This window comes from Enterobacter sp. AC1 (assembly GCF_050434705.1).
Lineage (GTDB): Bacteria > Pseudomonadota > Gammaproteobacteria > Enterobacterales > Enterobacteriaceae > Enterobacter > Enterobacter cloacae_L.
Map to the genome: position 1 here is coordinate 712,320 of NZ_JBNDIZ010000003.1, position 17,121 is coordinate 729,440.

Genomic DNA, 17,121 nt, shown 5'->3' on the forward strand with positions numbered 1-17,121 from the left:
GTGCGAAAACGCAGCATTCTACACTACATCCTCGCAACCTGGAAATGCACTTAGAGACAGGTATAGCGTGAAGAAAGGACGTTTTCTGTTTTAGGGTGTAAAAAATGATAAAGCCCGATGGATCACCGGGCCTCAGAAGAGAGCGTCTCAACGCGAAGCTGGTCTGGCGCCAGCCCAACGCTAAGAATGACAGGCTGCCACTCCTCGCGCGCAGCGAGCGTCGGGGAAAGACCTTTAGCAAGCCAGAACCCACCCACGCCACCCAATGCAGCACCGCACATGGCGGCCACATCGCTGCCAAACAGCATCTGGAATATGCCGCCCATGATAAACAGCCCGACCAGCGGAGAGAGATAAACCAGCATGGCTGAACCGAGCAGGCTAGCTTCGGCAATGCCTAACTCTACCTTCTGCCCCGCCATCAGCGGCTGTTCACTTGGCACAGAAATCGTGTGCGATGTTTGCGGCCCGAGCTTATTCAGCACGCGACTGCCGCAGCCGGCTCTGGAGGCGCAGCTATTACATGAAGCTTTTACGTCGCAGCTCACCAGCGCAACGCCGTTCTGCCACGATACCACCGTAGCCCACTCTTTGATCATTGTGCGGCCTTGAATTTAATGCTGTCGGAGATACGCTTCGCCGTTTGCGGAGGGAGTTCACCCACAATGGTGATCTCTGCGTTATCGCGTACCGTGGTGCTGACCGTCCGGCGTCCGGTACGCAGCATTTGTTCGGCGCTGTTTGCCGTTGCGCGGTTGATATTCACCGAGAAACTGAATAACCCGTCGGAATAAAGGCGCGATTCCACCGGCGTTTCAATCGTTGGCAGCTGACGACGGCTGCTGGACACTTCGCTAAACCCTTGCGGGATCCAGGACGGTACCCAGTTGAAATTAACGGAATCCCCTGCCGGAACAGAAAGCAGCGGCGGCAGGCTGGCTTTAGCCAGATTCTGCATGCTGTTGCCAACCTGATTGTTCACACTGAAGGAGATAACGCGGAACTGTTCCAGCGTTTCACCGTCGCGGTCAAGCAGGTCTACACGCATGGGAAGTTTGGTTTCCGCATCAATCCAGACAATATAGCTGTAGCGCGTTCCGTCCCGGGCAACCACGCGAATCACCTCGCACAGCCTGTCCGCAATGCGCGTGCGCCCCACCGAAATAAAATCGTAGTAAGGGGCAAGCCGTTTGAAGTCGGTGTAAATAAGTGACGGCAGAGAATCAACGATATAGTCGCCATTCAGCGTGAAAGGCTCCAGGCCTGGCTCGAAATAGCTGATTTCGTTACCACGCTGGACAACTTCCCGACGCGGGCCATCCATCTGTAAAAGTTGGGCGAGCGGCTGGTTATCAAGACGGGCATGACGATAGCGTAACGACTCGACGCCCTGCTTATTGATGCTGATAAATGCCAACTCGTAATTGAGTGACTGGCTGGCCAGATTCATTTGCTGCAACAACGCCCCGGATGAAACATCAGCCGAGGCGTTGGCAGAGAAGAACAGGCTACCCGCCATCAGAGACATGGCGAACCAAAGTTGCTTCATTACTGCGATTGCGTTCCTAAAGTTTGGTTTCCGGGCACCTGCACAGCTGCTTGCTGTGTTTGCGCCTGCTCAAACTGAAGCTGTTCAGAGTGCAGACGACGCTGCAACTCGTAATCCTGCAACATCGCATTAATGCGACGGCGCTGCTCCTGAACCTGCTGTTGCTGACCGCCGCTGGCGGAAGCATCAGCCGGTACACCCAGACTTACCGGGCTGGCTTTGCCCATCATCGGCAGTGTGTTAAACACTGGCGCTTCTGGCTGCTGATTAGTTTCAGACTGAGTATTATAGTGCTGGACGCCAACGATAACTGCAAGCGATACGCATGCAGCCACACCCATTTGGGTAAGCTGGCTGGCCCACGGACGCACCTTTTGCCAGAATGGCATTTTCTGCCACTGGTGAGGCGCGGGTTGAGCTTCAGGAATCAGCGGAGTGGTCTGATGAACAGGCTCGTTCTCAATCGCCGCCATGACGCGGGCTGAGATATCGAAATGGAGAAACTCGCCGGTATCGCCGCGGAGGGTGTCGCGGATGAGATGGTAACTCTCCCACGTTTCTTGCATTTCAGGAGAATGAGACAGCTCGTTGAGCAGCTCACTGTCCAGCGTTTCACCATCCATTAAAGCGGAAAGTTTTTCTTTCTGCATGCCTAATACCTTTTCCAGTATCCCGCTATCGTCAACGCCTGATAAGCGGTTGAACTTTATTATCAATAGCTTCTCGCGCACGGAAAATTCGTGAACGTACCGTGCCGACCGGACAATCCATGATAGCGGCTATCTCTTCATAGCTCAGACCATCCAGCTCCCGTAACGTAATTGCCATGCGTAAATCTTCCGGGAGCGACTCGATCGTGCGAAAAACGATTTGTCTCAGTTCTTCTGACAACATTAAGTTCTCAGGGTTCGAAATTTCTTTCAATGCGCCGCCACTTTCGAAGTTTTCGGCGTCAATTGCGTCCACATCACTTGACGGTGGACGACGGCCCTGAGCGACCAGATAATTCTTTGCCGTATTGACCGCAATACGGTACAGCCAGGTATAAAAAGCACTATCTCCCCGGAAAGAATCCAGCGCGCGATAGGCCTTAATAAAAGACTCTTGCACTACGTCAGGCACATCGCCTGACGGTACATAGCGGGAAACCAGGCTCGCCACCTTATGCTGGTAGCGCACCACCAGTAAGTTAAAGGCTTTCTGATCTCCCTTCTGGACCCGTTCAACCAGGACCTGGTCCGTTAACTGCTCGCTCATCCGAGGTAATGTCTCCCCAAACCTAAATTCCACGCGTTATCGAAACGCCACTCTAAAATACCGCACTTGAGCAAGCACCGAGTTAGAGTGTCTGATCTTCAATAAGTTCCGTAACGCCTTTGTTTTTGTTCATCGCGCCGCAGACCGTTCATTTTCTCTCATTATAAGTCTGTTCACGATACGCACCACTTTCTGACAAGAAACATCTTTTTCCCGCCAGAAGAGTAACGCAACCCCGTTTTTATTTCACCACAAAATCTGACGCTAACGATCTGCTTCGCAAAATAATTTCACTCATTTACCCTCCGTTTACCTCCGCTTGCGCGTTTAGCCATTGCAACAACCTTTAAAAAAAACGTGCGATAAATCGCATCCGGGTGCTATTCTGCCTCAACACTGTTTAGTAAATTAAACAACAATCATGAACACAACACCTGAACTCCATTGTGATGTACTGATCATCGGCAGCGGCGCTGCCGGTCTCTCTCTGGCGTTGCGCCTGGCCGAACATCAAAACGTTATCGTTCTGAGTAAAGGGCCGATAAGTGAAGGTTCTACGTTTTATGCTCAGGGCGGCATTGCCGCCGTGTTTGATGAGACAGACAGTATTGCATCCCACGTTGAAGATACGCTGATTGCCGGGGCCGGGATCGTGGATCCGCACGCTGCGGAGTTTGTCGCCAGCAACGCTCGTCATTGCGTTCAGTGGCTCATCGACCAGGGCGTACTGTTTGATACGCAGGTTCTACCCAACGGTGAAGAGAGCTACCACCTGACTCGCGAAGGCGGCCACAGCCACCGCCGCATTTTGCACGCTGCGGATGCGACCGGCAAAGAAGTGGAAACCACACTGGTCAGTAAAGCGTTGAACCATCCTAACATTCGGGTTCTCGAGCGAAGTAATGCCGTTGACCTGATTATCTCCGACAAGATTGGCCTGCCCGGCACGCGTCGCGTGGTGGGCGCCTGGGTCTGGAACCGGAATAAAGAGAAGGTTGAAACCTGTCAGGCAAAGGCTGTGGTGCTGGCTACAGGCGGAGCCTCCAAGGTGTATCAGTACACCACTAATCCGGACATTGCCTCCGGAGACGGTATCGCGATGGCCTGGCGCGCCGGCTGCCGGGTGGCGAATCTCGAATTTAATCAGTTTCACCCAACCGCCTTGTTCCACCCTCAGGCGCGCAACTTCCTGCTGACGGAAGCCCTGCGCGGTGAAGGCGCCTATCTGAAACGTCCTGATGGCTCTCGCTTTATGCCGGACTTTGACGCCCGGGGCGAACTGGCCCCTCGTGATATTGTCGCTCGCGCCATCGACCATGAAATGAAACGCCTTGGCGTGGACTGCATGTATCTCGATATCAGCCATAAGCCCGCAGCGTTCATTCGCCAGCATTTCCCGATGATTTACGAAAAGCTGCTCAATCTGGGCATCGATTTAACCCGCGATCCGGTGCCCATTGTGCCAGCCGCCCACTATACCTGCGGTGGCGTAATGGTTGACGATAATGGGCGTACCGATGTCGATGGTCTGTATGCTATTGGTGAGGTCAGCTATACCGGGCTTCACGGCGCGAACCGTATGGCCTCAAACTCACTGCTTGAATGTCTGGTCTACGGCTGGTCTGCAGCGGAAGACATCGCGAAACGCATGCCTTACGCCCGTGAGACAGAGCGCCTGCCTGCATGGGATGAAAGCCGCGTGGATAACCCGGACGAGCTGGTCGTGATCCAGCACAACTGGCATGAGCTACGGCTGTTTATGTGGGATTACGTAGGGATTGTGCGCACCACGAAACGTCTTGAACGCGCATTGCGCCGCATCACCATGCTGCAGCAGGAAATTGATGAATATTACGCCAACTTCCGGGTTTCCAATAATCTGCTGGAGCTGCGCAACCTGGTGCAGGTTGCCGAGCTGATTGTTCGCTGCGCGATGATGCGTAAAGAGAGCCGCGGGTTGCACTATACCCTCGACTACCCGGATCAGCTTGCTGAGTCCGGCCCGTCGATACTCGCTCCGCAGGTTTACATAAACAGATAAAACGCCTGGGTCAGGGCTGTGTAATCTTCGGAATAACGCTGGTCTGGCCCACGGATAACCATTCGGTCATTAAAGCATTCACCCTCTTTTGGCGAGAGCGCCAGCAGCACGCGGTGCGGCAGTCGTCCTTCCGTATCCGAAATATCGGTACGCAGACGTAACGTCCAGCCGATCTCCTGCGCGAAACCGATGAACGTGTTACCCGTACTCTCCGGCAGAACCACGCAGAAAAACCCCTCTTCGGAGATCAGTTCTGCCGCACTGGTGAGCAAGGCTTTATGATCGAGAGAGCTGGTATAACGCGCCTGCTCCCGCTCAGGTGAGCCGCACTCAACGCCGGGCTCGTAGTAGGGAGGGTTGCTGACGATCAGATCGTAACGCGCGGTTTGTTCAGGCGCCCAGGCCAGTACATCTGCGCATTCCACTCTCATTCGGGCAGCCCAAGGAGATTCGACCACATTTTCACTCGCCTGCTCCGCGGCCTGCGCATCCAGTTCAACGGCATCAATGGTGACATGTTCTTCCGTACGCTGCGCCAGCATCAGCGCCACCAGCCCGCTGCCGGTACCGATATCAAGAATACGCTTAGCGCCTGCGACAGGCGCCCATGCTCCCAGTAAAATACCGTCTGTACCGACCTTCATGGCACAGCGATCGTGAGCGACAAAGAACTGTTTAAACGTAAAACCATCGCGGCGCAGCTGCGCTTTGAGTTGAGACATGTCAGGGCAACCTTCTAAGTGAAACTGGAGTAGCATAGGGGAAAGCGAAGTGGCCGAAAAGCGATATCCATACAAACAGATGAAGATTACAGCCGTAACGTCTATAATCAGCGCCCCACACAGAGGTAGAACATGACTGTAACGACTTTTTCCGAACTTGAACTCGATGAAAGCCTGCTCAATGCACTTGAGAGCAAAGGCTTTACACGCCCGACCGCCATTCAGGCAGCGGCCATTCCGCCTGCGCTTGAGGGCCGCGATGTGCTCGGTTCTGCGCCAACCGGCACGGGGAAGACAGCAGCCTATTTGCTGCCTGTGTTGCAGCATCTGCTCGACTTCCCACGCAAAAAATCTGGCCCGCCGCGTATTTTAATCCTGACGCCTACGCGCGAACTGGCAATGCAGGTTGCCGATCACGCGCGTGAACTCGCGGCGAATACTCATCTTGATATCGCCACCATCACCGGCGGCGTTGCGTATATGAACCACGCCGAAGTGTTCAGCGAAAACCAGGACATCGTCGTTGCAACGACGGGCCGTCTGCTGCAGTACATTAAAGAAGAGAACTTTGACTGCCGCGCGGTTGAAACCCTGATTCTTGACGAAGCCGACCGCATGCTGGACATGGGCTTCGCACAGGATATCGAGCATATTGCGGGTGAAACGCGCTGGCGTAATCAGACGATGCTGTTCTCTGCCACCCTCGAAGGGGAAGCGATTAAAGATTTCGCAGAGCGTCTGCTGGAAGATCCGGTTGAAGTGTCTGCCACGCCGTCCACGCGCGAGCGTAAGAAGATTCACCAGTGGTACTACCGCGCGGACAATCTTGAGCACAAGGTTGAATTGCTCAAGCACCTGCTGAAGCAGGAAGATGCTCTGCGTACAATCGTGTTCGTGCGTAAGCGCGAGCGCGTGCACGAACTGGCTGAGATGCTGCGTAACGCCGGAATAAACAACTGCTATCTTGAAGGCGAGATGGCGCAGATCAAGCGTACCGAAGGCATTAAGCGCCTGACCGATGGCCGCGTTAACGTACTGGTTGCGACAGACGTAGCCGCGCGCGGGATCGACATCCCGGACGTTAGCCACGTCATTAACTTCGATATGCCGCGTAGCGGAGACACCTATCTGCACCGTATTGGCCGTACCGGCCGCGCGGGCCGTAAAGGTATTGCGATTTCACTGGTCGAAGCGCATGACTACCTGCTGCTGCAGAAAATTGGTCGCTACGTTGATGAGCCGCTGAAAGCGCGCGTTATTGACGAGCTCCGCCCGACCACGCGCGCGCCAAGCGAAAAAATGACGGGTAAACCGTCCAAGAAAGCGCTCGCGAAACGTGCTGAGAGAAAAGAGAAAGAAAAAGAGAAACCGCGCGTGAAGCAGCGCCACCGCGACACCAAAAATATTGGTAAGCGCCGTAAGCCAAGCTCTGCCGCACCAGAGACGAAATCTGAAGAGTAAAAAAAAGCCGGGAAAATCCCGGCTTTTTATTCCCCCCTGTCTGAAGCCGTTACAGGCTTTCAGTAAAGGTACGCGCAATAACGTCGCGCTGCTGCTCTGGGGTGAGAGAGTTGAAGCGAACTGCATAGCCGGACACGCGAATGGTCAGCTGTGGATATTTCTCTGGGTGCTCAACCGCATCCATCAGCGTTTCACGGCGCAGTACGTTAACGTTCAGGTGCTGACCACCTTCCACGCGCACTTCCGGTTTCACTTCCATTGGAATTTCACGGTACTCGATCTCGCCCAGTTTGCTTACCGGCACGATTTCATCTTCCGCAAAACCCGCTTTCGCTACGACGCAGCGCGCTTCGTTTTTCTCGCTGTCCAGCAGCCAGAAAGAGTTGAGCAGATCGTCATTTGCAGCTTTAGTAATCTGGATACCTGTAATCATGTGTTGCCTCCCTTAGGCTACATTAACTGATGTCGGCCTCTCGCGGCCAATTGGTAAAACCATTTTTTCTTGTGTGTATATATATCATTCACACCACCGCGATTTATTGATTTAAATCAACAAAAACACCAACCACACAAAGTGTGTGGTCTGAATTTATTGTTCCAGATCAATTTCAAAACCTAACCAATTCAATTCAACCTGCATAATTTCAACATAAATTGAGTGACTTACGCGCATTTTCCGCCTGTAATTTTGCGCCCGGGAATTTAACGGTTAAGCTAGTCACAGATTGAGATTCGCAGGAGAGCGAGATGACGACACCTTTAACCTGGCATGACGTGCTGGCAGAAGAAAAGCAGCAGCCTTATTTCATCAATACGCTCAGCACCGTTGCCGCTGAACGTCAGTCCGGACAGACAATTTATCCGCCGCAGAAAGATGTGTTTAACGCATTCCGCTACACCGAACTGAGCGACGTAAAGGTGGTCATTCTGGGTCAGGATCCCTATCACGGCCCAGGGCAAGCACATGGACTGGCCTTTTCCGTGCGTCCGGGCGTGGCTATCCCGCCTTCCCTGCTCAATATGTATAAAGAGCTTGAGGGAACCGTACCCGGGTTTACCCGCCCCACTCACGGCTATCTGGAAAGCTGGGCGCGCCAGGGCGTGCTGTTATTGAATACGGTGCTCACCGTACGGGCAGGCCAGGCGCATTCGCACGCCAGCCTGGGCTGGGAGACGTTTACCGATAAAGTCATCAGCCTTATTAATGAGCATCGTGAAGGGGTCGTGTTTTTACTGTGGGGGTCGCATGCGCAGAAGAAAGGGGCGATCATCGACCGTCAGCGTCATCATGTCCTGAAAGCACCGCACCCGTCGCCGCTGTCTGCACATCGCGGTTTCTTTGGCAGTAATCATTTTGTTCTGGCGAATGAGTGGCTGGAAAAACGTGGCGAAACGCCAATTGACTGGATGCCAGTGTTACCGGCAGAGAGCGAGTAGTTTGAGTTTGTATGCCCGGTTCGCCGGGCATACAAAAGCATAAAGGCTTACGCTTTGTTCTGACGCCACCATTCGGCCAGCAGCACGCCGGTCGCAACGGAAACGTTCAGACTTTCCACATTGCCCGTCCCGTCGATAGAGACGCTCAGATCTGCACTGGAGAGCGCCGCGTCAGACAGACCATCGCGCTCCTGACCCAGCACCAGAACCATTTTACGCGGCAGTGTCGCTTTAAACAGCGGCGTACCGGCGTGGCTCGAAGTGGTCACGATGGAATAGCCCGCTTTACGGAACTGCTCAAGGGCATCCAGAACGCTGTCGCCGGTGATCGGCTGTACGTGCTCGGCTCCACCTTCCGCAGTACGGATCGCGGCGCCGGATTCCAGCAGCGCGGCATCCTGCAACAGCACGCCTTTCACGCCAAAGTGCGCGCAGCTGCGCATCATTGCGCCCAGGTTATGCGGATTGCCCACATCTTCCAGCGCCAGCACGCAGTCATCGGCATCCGCCTGGCTGACCCACTGCTGCACGGTCGTGCCGTTACGTTTTTTGATCAGGAAGCAAACGCCGCCGTGGTGCTCGGTGCCAGACGCTTTGGTCAGCTCGGCATCATCAACCACGTGGTAGGCTTTACGGTTTGCCGCCATCCAGCGCAGCGCTTCTTTAAAGCGCGGGGTCACGCTCTGGATAAACCAGGCGCGGACGATACACTCAGGACGGCTCAGGAACAGCGCCTGGCAGGCGTTCTCGCCATACACGCGGGTCTCTTCCGCGCGCTGACGGCGCAGCACTTCCGGGTCGATAAAGCTTTTACCGCTGATACCGCCGTGATCGGCTTTTTCCGGCGTCTCATCACCAGGCGCGCGAGAAACGGTGCGCCACGGGGAAGCGTTATCACGTGAGAAGTCATCACGCGGACGATCGTCGCGTGGACGGTCACTACGCGGGCGGTCGGAACGCGGACGGTCATCGCGTTTGCGATCGTCACGTTTGCGGTCATCACTGCGGTTGTTTCTGTCATCGCGGGCGGGGCGACGGCCACCGTCTGCACGAGAAGACGCCGGACGCCCGCCACCTTTTCCGGTACGCGGATTTTGGGTGCGTTTATCAGAGTCATCATCACTGCGGACATACATCACTTTGACCTTGCCGCTTTTGTTTTTCATTTCGTCGTTCATGCTTTTCTCCACCAGCGCTGCGCGAAGCGCGCAGATTACCCGATGTGCCAGCGCATAGCCATAATTTCGTACAAAAGCCTGTGACTATTGTTCTCATTGAATAAAACGCATTGTTGTTTCAAACAGGCTCATTGATAATGTGTAACATATTAGAAACATTATCGGCATACTGCCGCTGTCCCACGGCTCTATCAGAGGTTAGTTATGAATACCGTATGTGCCAACTGTCAGGCTCTTAATCGCATTCCGGACGATCGGATTGAAGATGGTGCGAAATGCGGACGTTGTGGCCATGAATTGTTTGATGGCGATGTCATTAACGCGACGGGTGCTACGCTGGACAAACTCCTCAAGGACGATCTTCCTGTCGTGATCGATTTCTGGGCGCCATGGTGCGGCCCGTGCCGAAACTTCGCGCCGATCTTTGAGGATGTGGCCGAAGAGCGCAGCGGTAAGATGCGCTTCGTGAAGGTCAATACCGAGGCGGAGCGCGAGCTCAGCGCGCGTTTTCAGATCCGCAGTATTCCGACCATTATGATCTTCAAAAACGGTGAAATGGTCGACATGCTCAACGGTGCGGTTCCGAAAGCCCCGTTCGATAGCTGGTTAAACGAATCACTGTAACAATCCCAGGGGCACATCTTGTGCCCCGCTCCCGCCTCTGCGAAAATAGCGTTTTTCCTGCATTTCGCCCATGACTGATAACGCCGTTCTTCAATTACGCGCCGAACGCCTTGCGCGCGCGACTCGCCCCTTTCTTGCCCGCGGCAATCGTATTCGTCGCTGTCAGCGCTGCCTGCTACCGCTGAAGGTTTGCCTGTGCGAGACGCTGGTCCCAAGTACGGCAGAAAGCCGTTTTTGTCTGGTCATGTTCGATACCGAACCGATGAAGCCCAGCAATACGGGGCGTCTTATCGCCGATATTCTGCCGGATACCGTTGCGTTTCAGTGGTCCCGTACCGAACCGCCTCAGGCCCTGCTCGACCTGGTGGCAAGCCCGGAATATCAGCCAATGGTCGTTTTCCCGGCCTCTTATGCGGGCGCAGATCGTCAGGTGCTTTCGGCGCCGCCATCCGGTAAACCGCCGCTGTTTATTATGCTGGACGGCACCTGGACCGAAGCGCGCAAAATGTTTCGCAAAAGCCCTTACCTCGACGCCCTGCCGGTGATATCTGTCGACCTTTCCCGCGTTTCCGCTTACCGCCTGCGCGAAGCGCATGCTGACGGGCAGTACTGCACCGCCGAGGTGGCCATTGCGCTTTTGGATCTGGCGGGAGATACCGCTGCGGCAGCCGCTCTGGGCAACCATTTCTCATGTTTTCGCGAGCGCTATCTGGCAGGAAAAACCGTTCATAAGGGCGGTGTCACAGCAACAGAGCCAGAAAGCGTTTAAAATCATCAGGTCGCTTGCATTCACAGGAGGCCTGCATGAGCCAGCGAGGGTTAGAAGCGCTACTTCGTCCTAAATCCATTGCCGTGATCGGCGCATCAATGAAACCGGATCGCGCTGGCTATCTGATGATGCGTAACCTGCTGGCCGGAGGATTTAATGGCCCCGTCATGCCCGTCACGCCGGCTTATAAGGCCGTTCAGGGAGTGCTTGCATGGCCTGATGTACAAAGCCTGCCTTTCGTGCCGGATCTTGCCGTACTTTGTACTAACGCGAAGCGTAATCCGGAACTGCTGGAGTCACTCGGCAAGAAAGGGTGTAAAACCTGCATTATTCTTTCCTCTCCGCCTGAGCAGAAAGCCGAGCTTCTGGCCTGCGCCAGCCGCTATCAAATGCGCATCCTGGGACCAAACAGTCTGGGCCTGCTCGCCCCCTGGCAGGGGCTGAATGCCAGTTTCTCCCCGGTCCCAATCCGCAAAGGCAAGCTCGCTTTTATTTCGCAGTCGGCTGCGGTATCAAACACCATTCTTGACTGGGCGCAGCAGCGTGAAATGGGATTCTCCTACTTCATTGCCCTGGGCGACAGCCTGGATATCGACGTTGATGAACTGCTGGATTTTCTGGCGCGTGATGGCAAAACCAGTGCGATCCTGCTTTATCTTGAGCACCTCAGCGACGCCCGCCGTTTTGTGTCGGCTTCGCGAAGCGCTTCGCGCAATAAGCCGATCCTGGTGATCAAAAGCGGGCGCAGCCCTGCGGCACAGCGTCTGCTGCATTCGCATTCCGGTATGGATCCGGCCTGGGATGCTGCCATTCAGCGCGCGGGGTTGCTGCGGGTACAGGATACGCACGAGCTTTTTTCCGCCGTTGAGACGTTAAGCCATATGCGCCCGCTGCGCGGCGAGAAGTTAATGATTGTCAGCAATGGCGCCGCCCCTGCCGCACTTGCGCTGGACGAGCTGTGGCGGCGCTTCGGCAAGCTGGCAACGCTGAGTGAAGAGACGCTGCAGCGTCTGAGAGAAGCGCTTCCGGCAAGCGTTACGCCCGGTAATCCGCTTGATTTGCGCGATGACGCCAGCAGCGAGCGCTATATCCGTGCTATCTCCATTTTGCTGGATAGCCAGGATTTCGATGCGCTGATGATTATCCACTCCCCCAGCGCGGTAGCACCCGGGAGTGAAAGCGCGCGCGCGCTTATTGATGCCGTGCGTAATCATCCGCGAGGCAAATACGTCACCCTGCTGACCAACTGGTGCGGTGAGTTTTCCTCTCAGGAGGCGCGACGCTTGTTCAGCGAAGCCGGGCTACCAACCTACCGCACGCCGGAAGGCACCATCACCGCGTTTATGCATATGGTTGAATATCGCCGCAACCAGAAACAGCTACGTGAAACGCCGGCGTTGCCCGGTAATCTCACGGCGAACACCGTCGACGTTCACCGGCTGTTGCAGCAGGCTATCGAAGAGGGCGCGACGACGCTTGATACGCATGAAGTTCAACCCATTCTGGGTAGCTACGGAATGCAAACTCTTCCGACCTGGATCGCCAGCGACAGCGCCGAGGCCGTGCATATTGCCGAGCAAATTGGCTACCCGGTTGCCCTGAAGCTGCGTTCACCGGATATCCCGCATAAGTCTGATGTTCAGGGGGTCATGTTATATCTGCGCACGGCGACAGAGGTTCAGCAGGCCGCAGATGCCATCTTCGACCGCGTCAAAATGGCCTGGCCGCAGGCAAGGATCCACGGACTGCTGGTGCAAAGCATGGCTAACCGCGCAGGGGCTCAGGAGTTACGGGTTGTGGTCGAACACGATCCGGTGTTTGGCCCCCTCATCATGCTGGGAGAAGGCGGTGTGGAATGGCGTCCTGAAGAACAAGCCGTGGTAGCATTACCGCCGCTGAACATGAATCTGGCGCGTTATCTGATCATTCAGGCGATTAAAAGCAAAAAGATCCGAGGCCGAAGTGCGCTGCGTCCGCTCGATATTGCCGGGTTAAGTCAGTTTCTGGTGCAGGTGTCTAACCTGATTGTGGATTGTGCAGAGATCCAGCGGCTGGATATTCATCCGCTTCTCGCCTCCGGCAGCGAGTTTACGGCGCTGGACGTGACGCTGGATATCGCGCCATTCGAAGGTGACAGAGAGAGCCGTCTGGCGATCCGGCCATATCCTCTGCAGCTGGAAGAATGGGTTGAGTTGAAAAATGGGGAACGCGCCTTGTTCCGCCCTATTCTGCCGGAGGATGAACCTCAGCTGCGGGCCTTTATCTCTCAGGTCACGAAAGAAGATCTCTATTATCGCTATTTTAGCGAAATCAACGAATTTACCCACGATGATTTAGCTAATATGACCCAGATCGACTACGATCGAGAAATGGCGTTTGTTGCCGTTCGTCGCTCCGATAAGGGGGATGAGATCCTGGGCGTCACGCGTGCTATTTCTGACCCGGATAACGTCGATGCGGAATTTGCCGTACTGGTACGCTCCGATCTTAAAGGTTTGGGCCTGGGAAGACGGCTGCTGGAAAAACTCATCAGTTATACGCGAGATCACGGATTGTTACGTCTCAATGGCATTACTATGCCTAACAATCGCGGTATGGTGACCCTGGCGCGAAAACTTGGATTTGAGGTTGATATTCAGCTGGACGAAGGTATTGTTGCCTTGTCTCTTAGTCTGACATCGGCAGACAAACACAAGTAAGCTACTGGAAATGTTACCCACTTTGGACGGGACTGGTGGTATCATTGTCCGCTTATGTTGTTTGCATGGTACAGACAACCCTTCAATGAACAGAGAAGAAACGCACTGTGATGTTGTCAAAATTTAAGCGTAATAAACATCAACAACACCTTGCTCAACTACCGAAGATTTCTCAGTCAGTTGATGATGTAGAGTTCTTTTACGCTCCCGCTCATTTTCGGGAGACGCTTCTGGAAAAGATTGCCAGCGCCACGCGACGCATTTGCATTGTGGCTCTGTATCTTGAACAAGATGAAGGCGGGCGCGCGATCCTGAACGCACTCTATGAAGCCAAACGTCAGCGTCCGGAACTGGATGTTCGCGTGCTGGTAGACTGGCATCGCGCTCAGCGTGGCCGTATCGGCGCTGCCGCTTCAAACACCAATGCTGACTGGTATTGCCGCACGGCGCAGGAAAACCCTGGCGTTGATGTGCCTGTTTATGGCGTACCTGTTAATACACGTGAAGCGCTCGGTGTCCTTCATTTCAAGGGCTTTATCATTGATGACAGCGTGCTTTACAGCGGCGCAAGTCTGAATGATGTTTACCTGCATCAGCTCGATAAATATCGCTACGACCGTTACCATCTGATCCGTAATCCACAGATGGCCGATATCATGTTTAACTGGGTTGATAAAAATCTGGTACATGGCCGTGGCGTTAATCGCCTTGACGATCCCGAGCGTCCGAAAAGCCCGGAGATCAAAAACGATGTTCGCGCCTTTCGCCAGGAGCTGCGCGATGCGGTCTATCATTTCCAGGGCGATGCGAACAACGAAGAGTTATCCGTTACCCCGCTGGTAGGGCTCGGCAAATCAAGCCAGCTGAACAAAACAATCTTCCATCTGATGCCGTGCGCGGAGCAGAAACTCACCATCTGTACGCCGTACTTCAACCTTCCGGCCGTGCTGGTGCGTAATATCATCCAGCTACTGCGCGACGGTAAAAAAGTGGAAATCATCGTCGGTGATAAAACGGCAAACGACTTCTACATTCCTGAAGATCAGCCGTTCAAAATCATCGGGGCGCTGCCTTATCTTTATGAGATTAACCTGCGTCGTTTCCTGAGCCGTTTACAGTATTACGTAAACACTGACCAGCTGGTTGTGCGTCTCTGGAAAGATGAAGACAACACCTATCATCTGAAAGGCATGTGGGTCGACGATGAGTGGATGTTATTGACCGGTAACAACCTCAACCCACGCGCCTGGCGACTGGATCTGGAAAACGCTATCCTGATCCACGACCCGCAGCATAAGTTAGCCGCACAGCGTGAGCGTGAGCTGGAACTGATTCGCACGCATACAACCGTGGTGAATCATTATCGTGAATTGCAGAGCATTGCCGATTATCCGGTGAAAGTCCGCAAGCTTATTCGCCGCTTGCGTCGTATCCGTATCGATCGACTTATCAGCCGTATTCTGTAATATCCAGGCCCTGTCAACCGCAGGGCTTTTTTATGGAGCCCGTTAATGCGCATTCCTTTATTACTGAGCGTCCTCTTTCTGAGTGGCTGTAGCCATATGGCCAACGACAGCTGGTCCGGACAGGATAAAGCACAACATTTCCTCGCCTCCGCGATGTTGTCCGCAGCCGGTAATGAATATGCGCAGCATCAGGGGTATAGCCGGGACCGTAGCGCGGCTATAGGGTTGATGTTCTCAGTCGGTCTCGGGGCATCAAAAGAACTGTGGGATAGCCGCCCCGCAGGGAGCGGCTGGAGCTGGAAAGATTTTGCCTGGGATGTCGCCGGCGCAACGACCGGCTATGCCGTGTGGCAGATGGCACATTACTAAAGGCGAATACCTTTACCCTTGCGATGCAGCATCAGAGAGACAATGAAAGCAAGGGCTCCCATTACCGTCACGTACCAGAAGAATGTCGTTTCACTTCCCCATGATTTAAGAGACAACGCAACGTACTCCGCCGATCCGCCAAACAACGCGTTGGCTACCGCATAAGAGAGCCCGACGCCTAAAGCACGTACCTGCGCCGGAAACATTTCGGCCTTCAGTATCCCGCTAATCGAGGTATAGAAACTGACAATCACCATCGCCAGCATGACCAGCGCAAATGCTGCATACGGTGAAGAGACATGCTGAAGCGCAGTCAAAATAGGCACGGTACAGAGCGCAGACAATCCGCCAAAAATAAGCATTGAGGTACGTCGGCCAATTTTGTCCGAGAGCGCACCGACGATCGGCTGTATGAGCATAAAGACAAATAGCGCCACGGTCATAACAACGCTGGCGACGTTGGCGTGCATTCCGGTGGTGTTCACCAGGTACTTTTGCATATAGGTAGTGAAAGTATAGAAACTGAGAGAGCCACCTGCAGTGAAGCCCAGCACCATCAGGAAAGCTTTACGGTTACGCCATAACCCTTTGAATGTTCCCGCTTCCTTCAGCGTCCGGACCTCTTTCTGAGAGGTTTCATCCAGCTGACGGCGTAGCCAAAGCGCGACGATCGCCAGCACAGCTCCCATCGCGAAAGGGATCCGCCATCCCCAGGCATGAAGTTGTTCATTTGTCAGGATCTGCTGCAGGATCACCACCACAAGAATGGCCATCAACTGACCACCAATAAGCGTGACGTACTGGAAAGAGGCGTAAAAGCCTTTACGCCCTTCCAGCGCAATCTCACTCATGTAAGTCGCGCTGGTACCGTATTCCCCGCCCACTGATAATCCCTGGAATAAGCGGGCAAGTAAAAGTAGCGCGGGTGCCCAGGTGCCAATCGATTCATATCCCGGCAAGCAGGCGATCACCAGAGAGCCAAAGCACATCATACAAACCGAGATCAGCATAGAGGCCTTACGCCCGCGACGATCCGCAATGCGGCCGAACAACCAACCCCCGATGGGTCGCATCAAGAATCCTGCAGCAAATACCCCTGCCGTTTGAAGAAGTTGCGTCGTGGTGTTGCCTGAGGGAAAGAAGATATGTGCGAAGTAGAGTGAACAGAATGAGTAGACGTAAAAGTCGAACCATTCAACCAGATTCCCTGAAGAGGCGCTGACGATTGCCCATACCCTTCTTCGGGTATCACTGTTAGCCAGCGTCCCGTTTGATGTAATGCTTTCTGTCATTGTGATTATGCTCCTGCCATAAACTGCGGCGTATTTAGCCAGCAGACTCAATTACCTCGTAAATGAAATGTTATAATTTTGTTATAAACAACATTGAGACAGCGATCACATATTCCATTAGCAGGATAAGGGATTAAGAGAAAGGCCAGATTGGGGAAGCGCAAAGCAAAAAACCCCGCACCTTACGGTACGGGGTTCTTCTAATTGATGCCTGGCAGTTCCCTACTCTCACATGGGGAGACCCCACACTACCATCG

At 54.2% G+C, this 17,121-nt stretch carries 17 protein-coding genes; 8 read left to right on the forward strand and 9 right to left on the reverse strand.

Features of this window, described 5'->3' with window-relative positions; translation table 11 throughout:
* Positions 1 to 122 precede the first annotated feature (122 nt).
* The 5 genes from rseC to rseD are packed head-to-tail and all read right to left on the reverse strand — an operon-like array spanning position 123 to position 2,880.
* Entirely contained in the window at positions 123 to 599 is a 477-nt protein-coding gene (gene rseC / locus M2433_RS13055) for a SoxR-reducing system protein RseC (protein ID WP_429053844.1), read from the reverse strand.
* A complete protein-coding gene (rseB, locus tag M2433_RS13060) occupies positions 596 to 1,549 on the reverse strand; it encodes a sigma-E factor regulatory protein RseB (RefSeq protein WP_429053843.1) in 954 nt (317 codons plus the stop codon). The genes rseC and rseB overlap by 4 nt, the downstream gene beginning before the upstream one ends.
* Positions 1,549 to 2,199 carry an anti-sigma-E factor RseA gene (rseA, locus tag M2433_RS13065; RefSeq protein WP_047346787.1) on the reverse strand — a complete coding sequence of 217 codons (651 nt, stop codon included), beginning with the start codon at positions 2,197 to 2,199 and terminating at the stop codon, positions 1,549 to 1,551. The genes rseB and rseA overlap by 1 nt, the downstream gene beginning before the upstream one ends.
* Before the next feature lie 31 nt (positions 2,200 to 2,230).
* The gene (gene rpoE, locus M2433_RS13070; protein ID WP_006176728.1) at positions 2,231 to 2,806 is read right to left on the reverse strand and encodes an RNA polymerase sigma factor RpoE; all 576 of its coding nucleotides are present in this window, start codon (positions 2,804 to 2,806) and stop codon (positions 2,231 to 2,233) included.
* The gene (gene rseD / locus M2433_RS13075) at positions 2,803 to 2,880 is read right to left on the reverse strand and encodes a rpoE leader peptide RseD (protein ID WP_429054660.1); all 78 of its coding nucleotides are present in this window, start codon (positions 2,878 to 2,880) and stop codon (positions 2,803 to 2,805) included. Before rseD ends, rpoE begins: the two co-directional genes overlap by 4 nt.
* A 347-nt stretch (positions 2,881 to 3,227) precedes the next feature.
* On the opposite strand from rseD, the gene nadB reads away from it, so the two are divergent.
* Positions 3,228 to 4,847, forward strand: coding sequence for an L-aspartate oxidase (gene nadB / locus M2433_RS13080; RefSeq protein WP_429053837.1), 1,620 nt, complete (start codon positions 3,228 to 3,230; stop codon positions 4,845 to 4,847).
* On the opposite strand, the gene trmN is transcribed toward nadB, so the two are convergent.
* Positions 4,832 to 5,569, reverse strand: coding sequence for a tRNA(1)(Val) (adenine(37)-N(6))-methyltransferase TrmN (trmN, locus tag M2433_RS13085; RefSeq protein ID WP_429053835.1), 738 nt, complete (start codon positions 5,567 to 5,569; stop codon positions 4,832 to 4,834). The two genes, nadB and trmN, sit on opposite strands and share 16 nt — an antisense overlap.
* A gap of 132 nt (positions 5,570 to 5,701) precedes the next feature.
* Between trmN and srmB the strand changes: the two genes are divergently transcribed.
* Positions 5,702 to 7,030, forward strand: a complete 1,329-nt coding sequence (gene srmB, locus M2433_RS13090; RefSeq protein WP_047346790.1) for an ATP-dependent RNA helicase SrmB — start codon at positions 5,702 to 5,704, stop codon at positions 7,028 to 7,030.
* Positions 7,031 to 7,079: 49 nt separating this feature from the next.
* Here srmB and grcA read toward each other — a convergent pair whose 3' ends face one another.
* Positions 7,080 to 7,463: an autonomous glycyl radical cofactor GrcA gene (grcA, locus tag M2433_RS13095; protein WP_008502190.1), complete on the reverse strand. Its 384-nt coding sequence runs from the start codon at positions 7,461 to 7,463 to the stop codon at positions 7,080 to 7,082.
* 314 nt (positions 7,464 to 7,777) lie between these two features.
* On the opposite strand from grcA, the gene ung reads away from it, so the two are divergent.
* Positions 7,778 to 8,467 carry a uracil-DNA glycosylase gene (gene ung, locus M2433_RS13100; RefSeq protein WP_047346791.1) on the forward strand — a complete coding sequence of 230 codons (690 nt, stop codon included), beginning with the start codon at positions 7,778 to 7,780 and terminating at the stop codon, positions 8,465 to 8,467.
* 47 nt (positions 8,468 to 8,514) lie between these two features.
* Here the strand turns inward: ung and M2433_RS13105 are convergent, their stop codons facing one another.
* Positions 8,515 to 9,645: a tRNA/rRNA methyltransferase gene (locus tag M2433_RS13105; RefSeq protein WP_429053832.1), complete on the reverse strand. Its 1,131-nt coding sequence runs from the start codon at positions 9,643 to 9,645 to the stop codon at positions 8,515 to 8,517.
* Between the two features lie 204 nt (positions 9,646 to 9,849).
* On the opposite strand from M2433_RS13105, the gene trxC reads away from it, so the two are divergent.
* The 5 genes from trxC to M2433_RS13130 all read left to right on the forward strand — a co-directional run bounded on the left by trxC (position 9,850) and on the right by M2433_RS13130 (position 15,572).
* The gene (trxC, locus tag M2433_RS13110) at positions 9,850 to 10,269 is read left to right on the forward strand and encodes a thioredoxin TrxC (protein ID WP_047346793.1); all 420 of its coding nucleotides are present in this window, start codon (positions 9,850 to 9,852) and stop codon (positions 10,267 to 10,269) included.
* A 70-nt stretch (positions 10,270 to 10,339) separates the two neighbouring features.
* Positions 10,340 to 11,038 carry a tRNA-uridine aminocarboxypropyltransferase gene (gene tapT, locus M2433_RS13115; protein WP_429053829.1) on the forward strand — a complete coding sequence of 233 codons (699 nt, stop codon included), beginning with the start codon at positions 10,340 to 10,342 and terminating at the stop codon, positions 11,036 to 11,038.
* A 35-nt stretch (positions 11,039 to 11,073) separates the two neighbouring features.
* Positions 11,074 to 13,737 carry a bifunctional acetate--CoA ligase family protein/GNAT family N-acetyltransferase gene (locus M2433_RS13120; RefSeq protein WP_429053826.1) on the forward strand — a complete coding sequence of 888 codons (2,664 nt, stop codon included), beginning with the start codon at positions 11,074 to 11,076 and terminating at the stop codon, positions 13,735 to 13,737.
* Between the two features lie 110 nt (positions 13,738 to 13,847).
* Complete coding sequence (gene pssA / locus M2433_RS13125; RefSeq protein ID WP_429054659.1) at positions 13,848 to 15,203, forward strand: CDP-diacylglycerol--serine O-phosphatidyltransferase; 1,356 nt, start codon at positions 13,848 to 13,850, stop codon at positions 15,201 to 15,203.
* A 45-nt stretch (positions 15,204 to 15,248) separates the two neighbouring features.
* On the forward strand, positions 15,249 to 15,572 hold the full coding sequence (locus M2433_RS13130) for a YfiM family lipoprotein (RefSeq protein ID WP_134347624.1): 324 nt from the start codon (positions 15,249 to 15,251) through the stop codon (positions 15,570 to 15,572).
* On the opposite strand, the gene M2433_RS13135 is transcribed toward M2433_RS13130, so the two are convergent.
* Positions 15,569 to 16,864, reverse strand: a complete 1,296-nt coding sequence (locus tag M2433_RS13135; protein ID WP_429053823.1) for an MFS transporter — start codon at positions 16,862 to 16,864, stop codon at positions 15,569 to 15,571. The two genes, M2433_RS13130 and M2433_RS13135, sit on opposite strands and share 4 nt — an antisense overlap.
* Between the last annotated feature and the right edge of the window lie 257 nt (positions 16,865 to 17,121).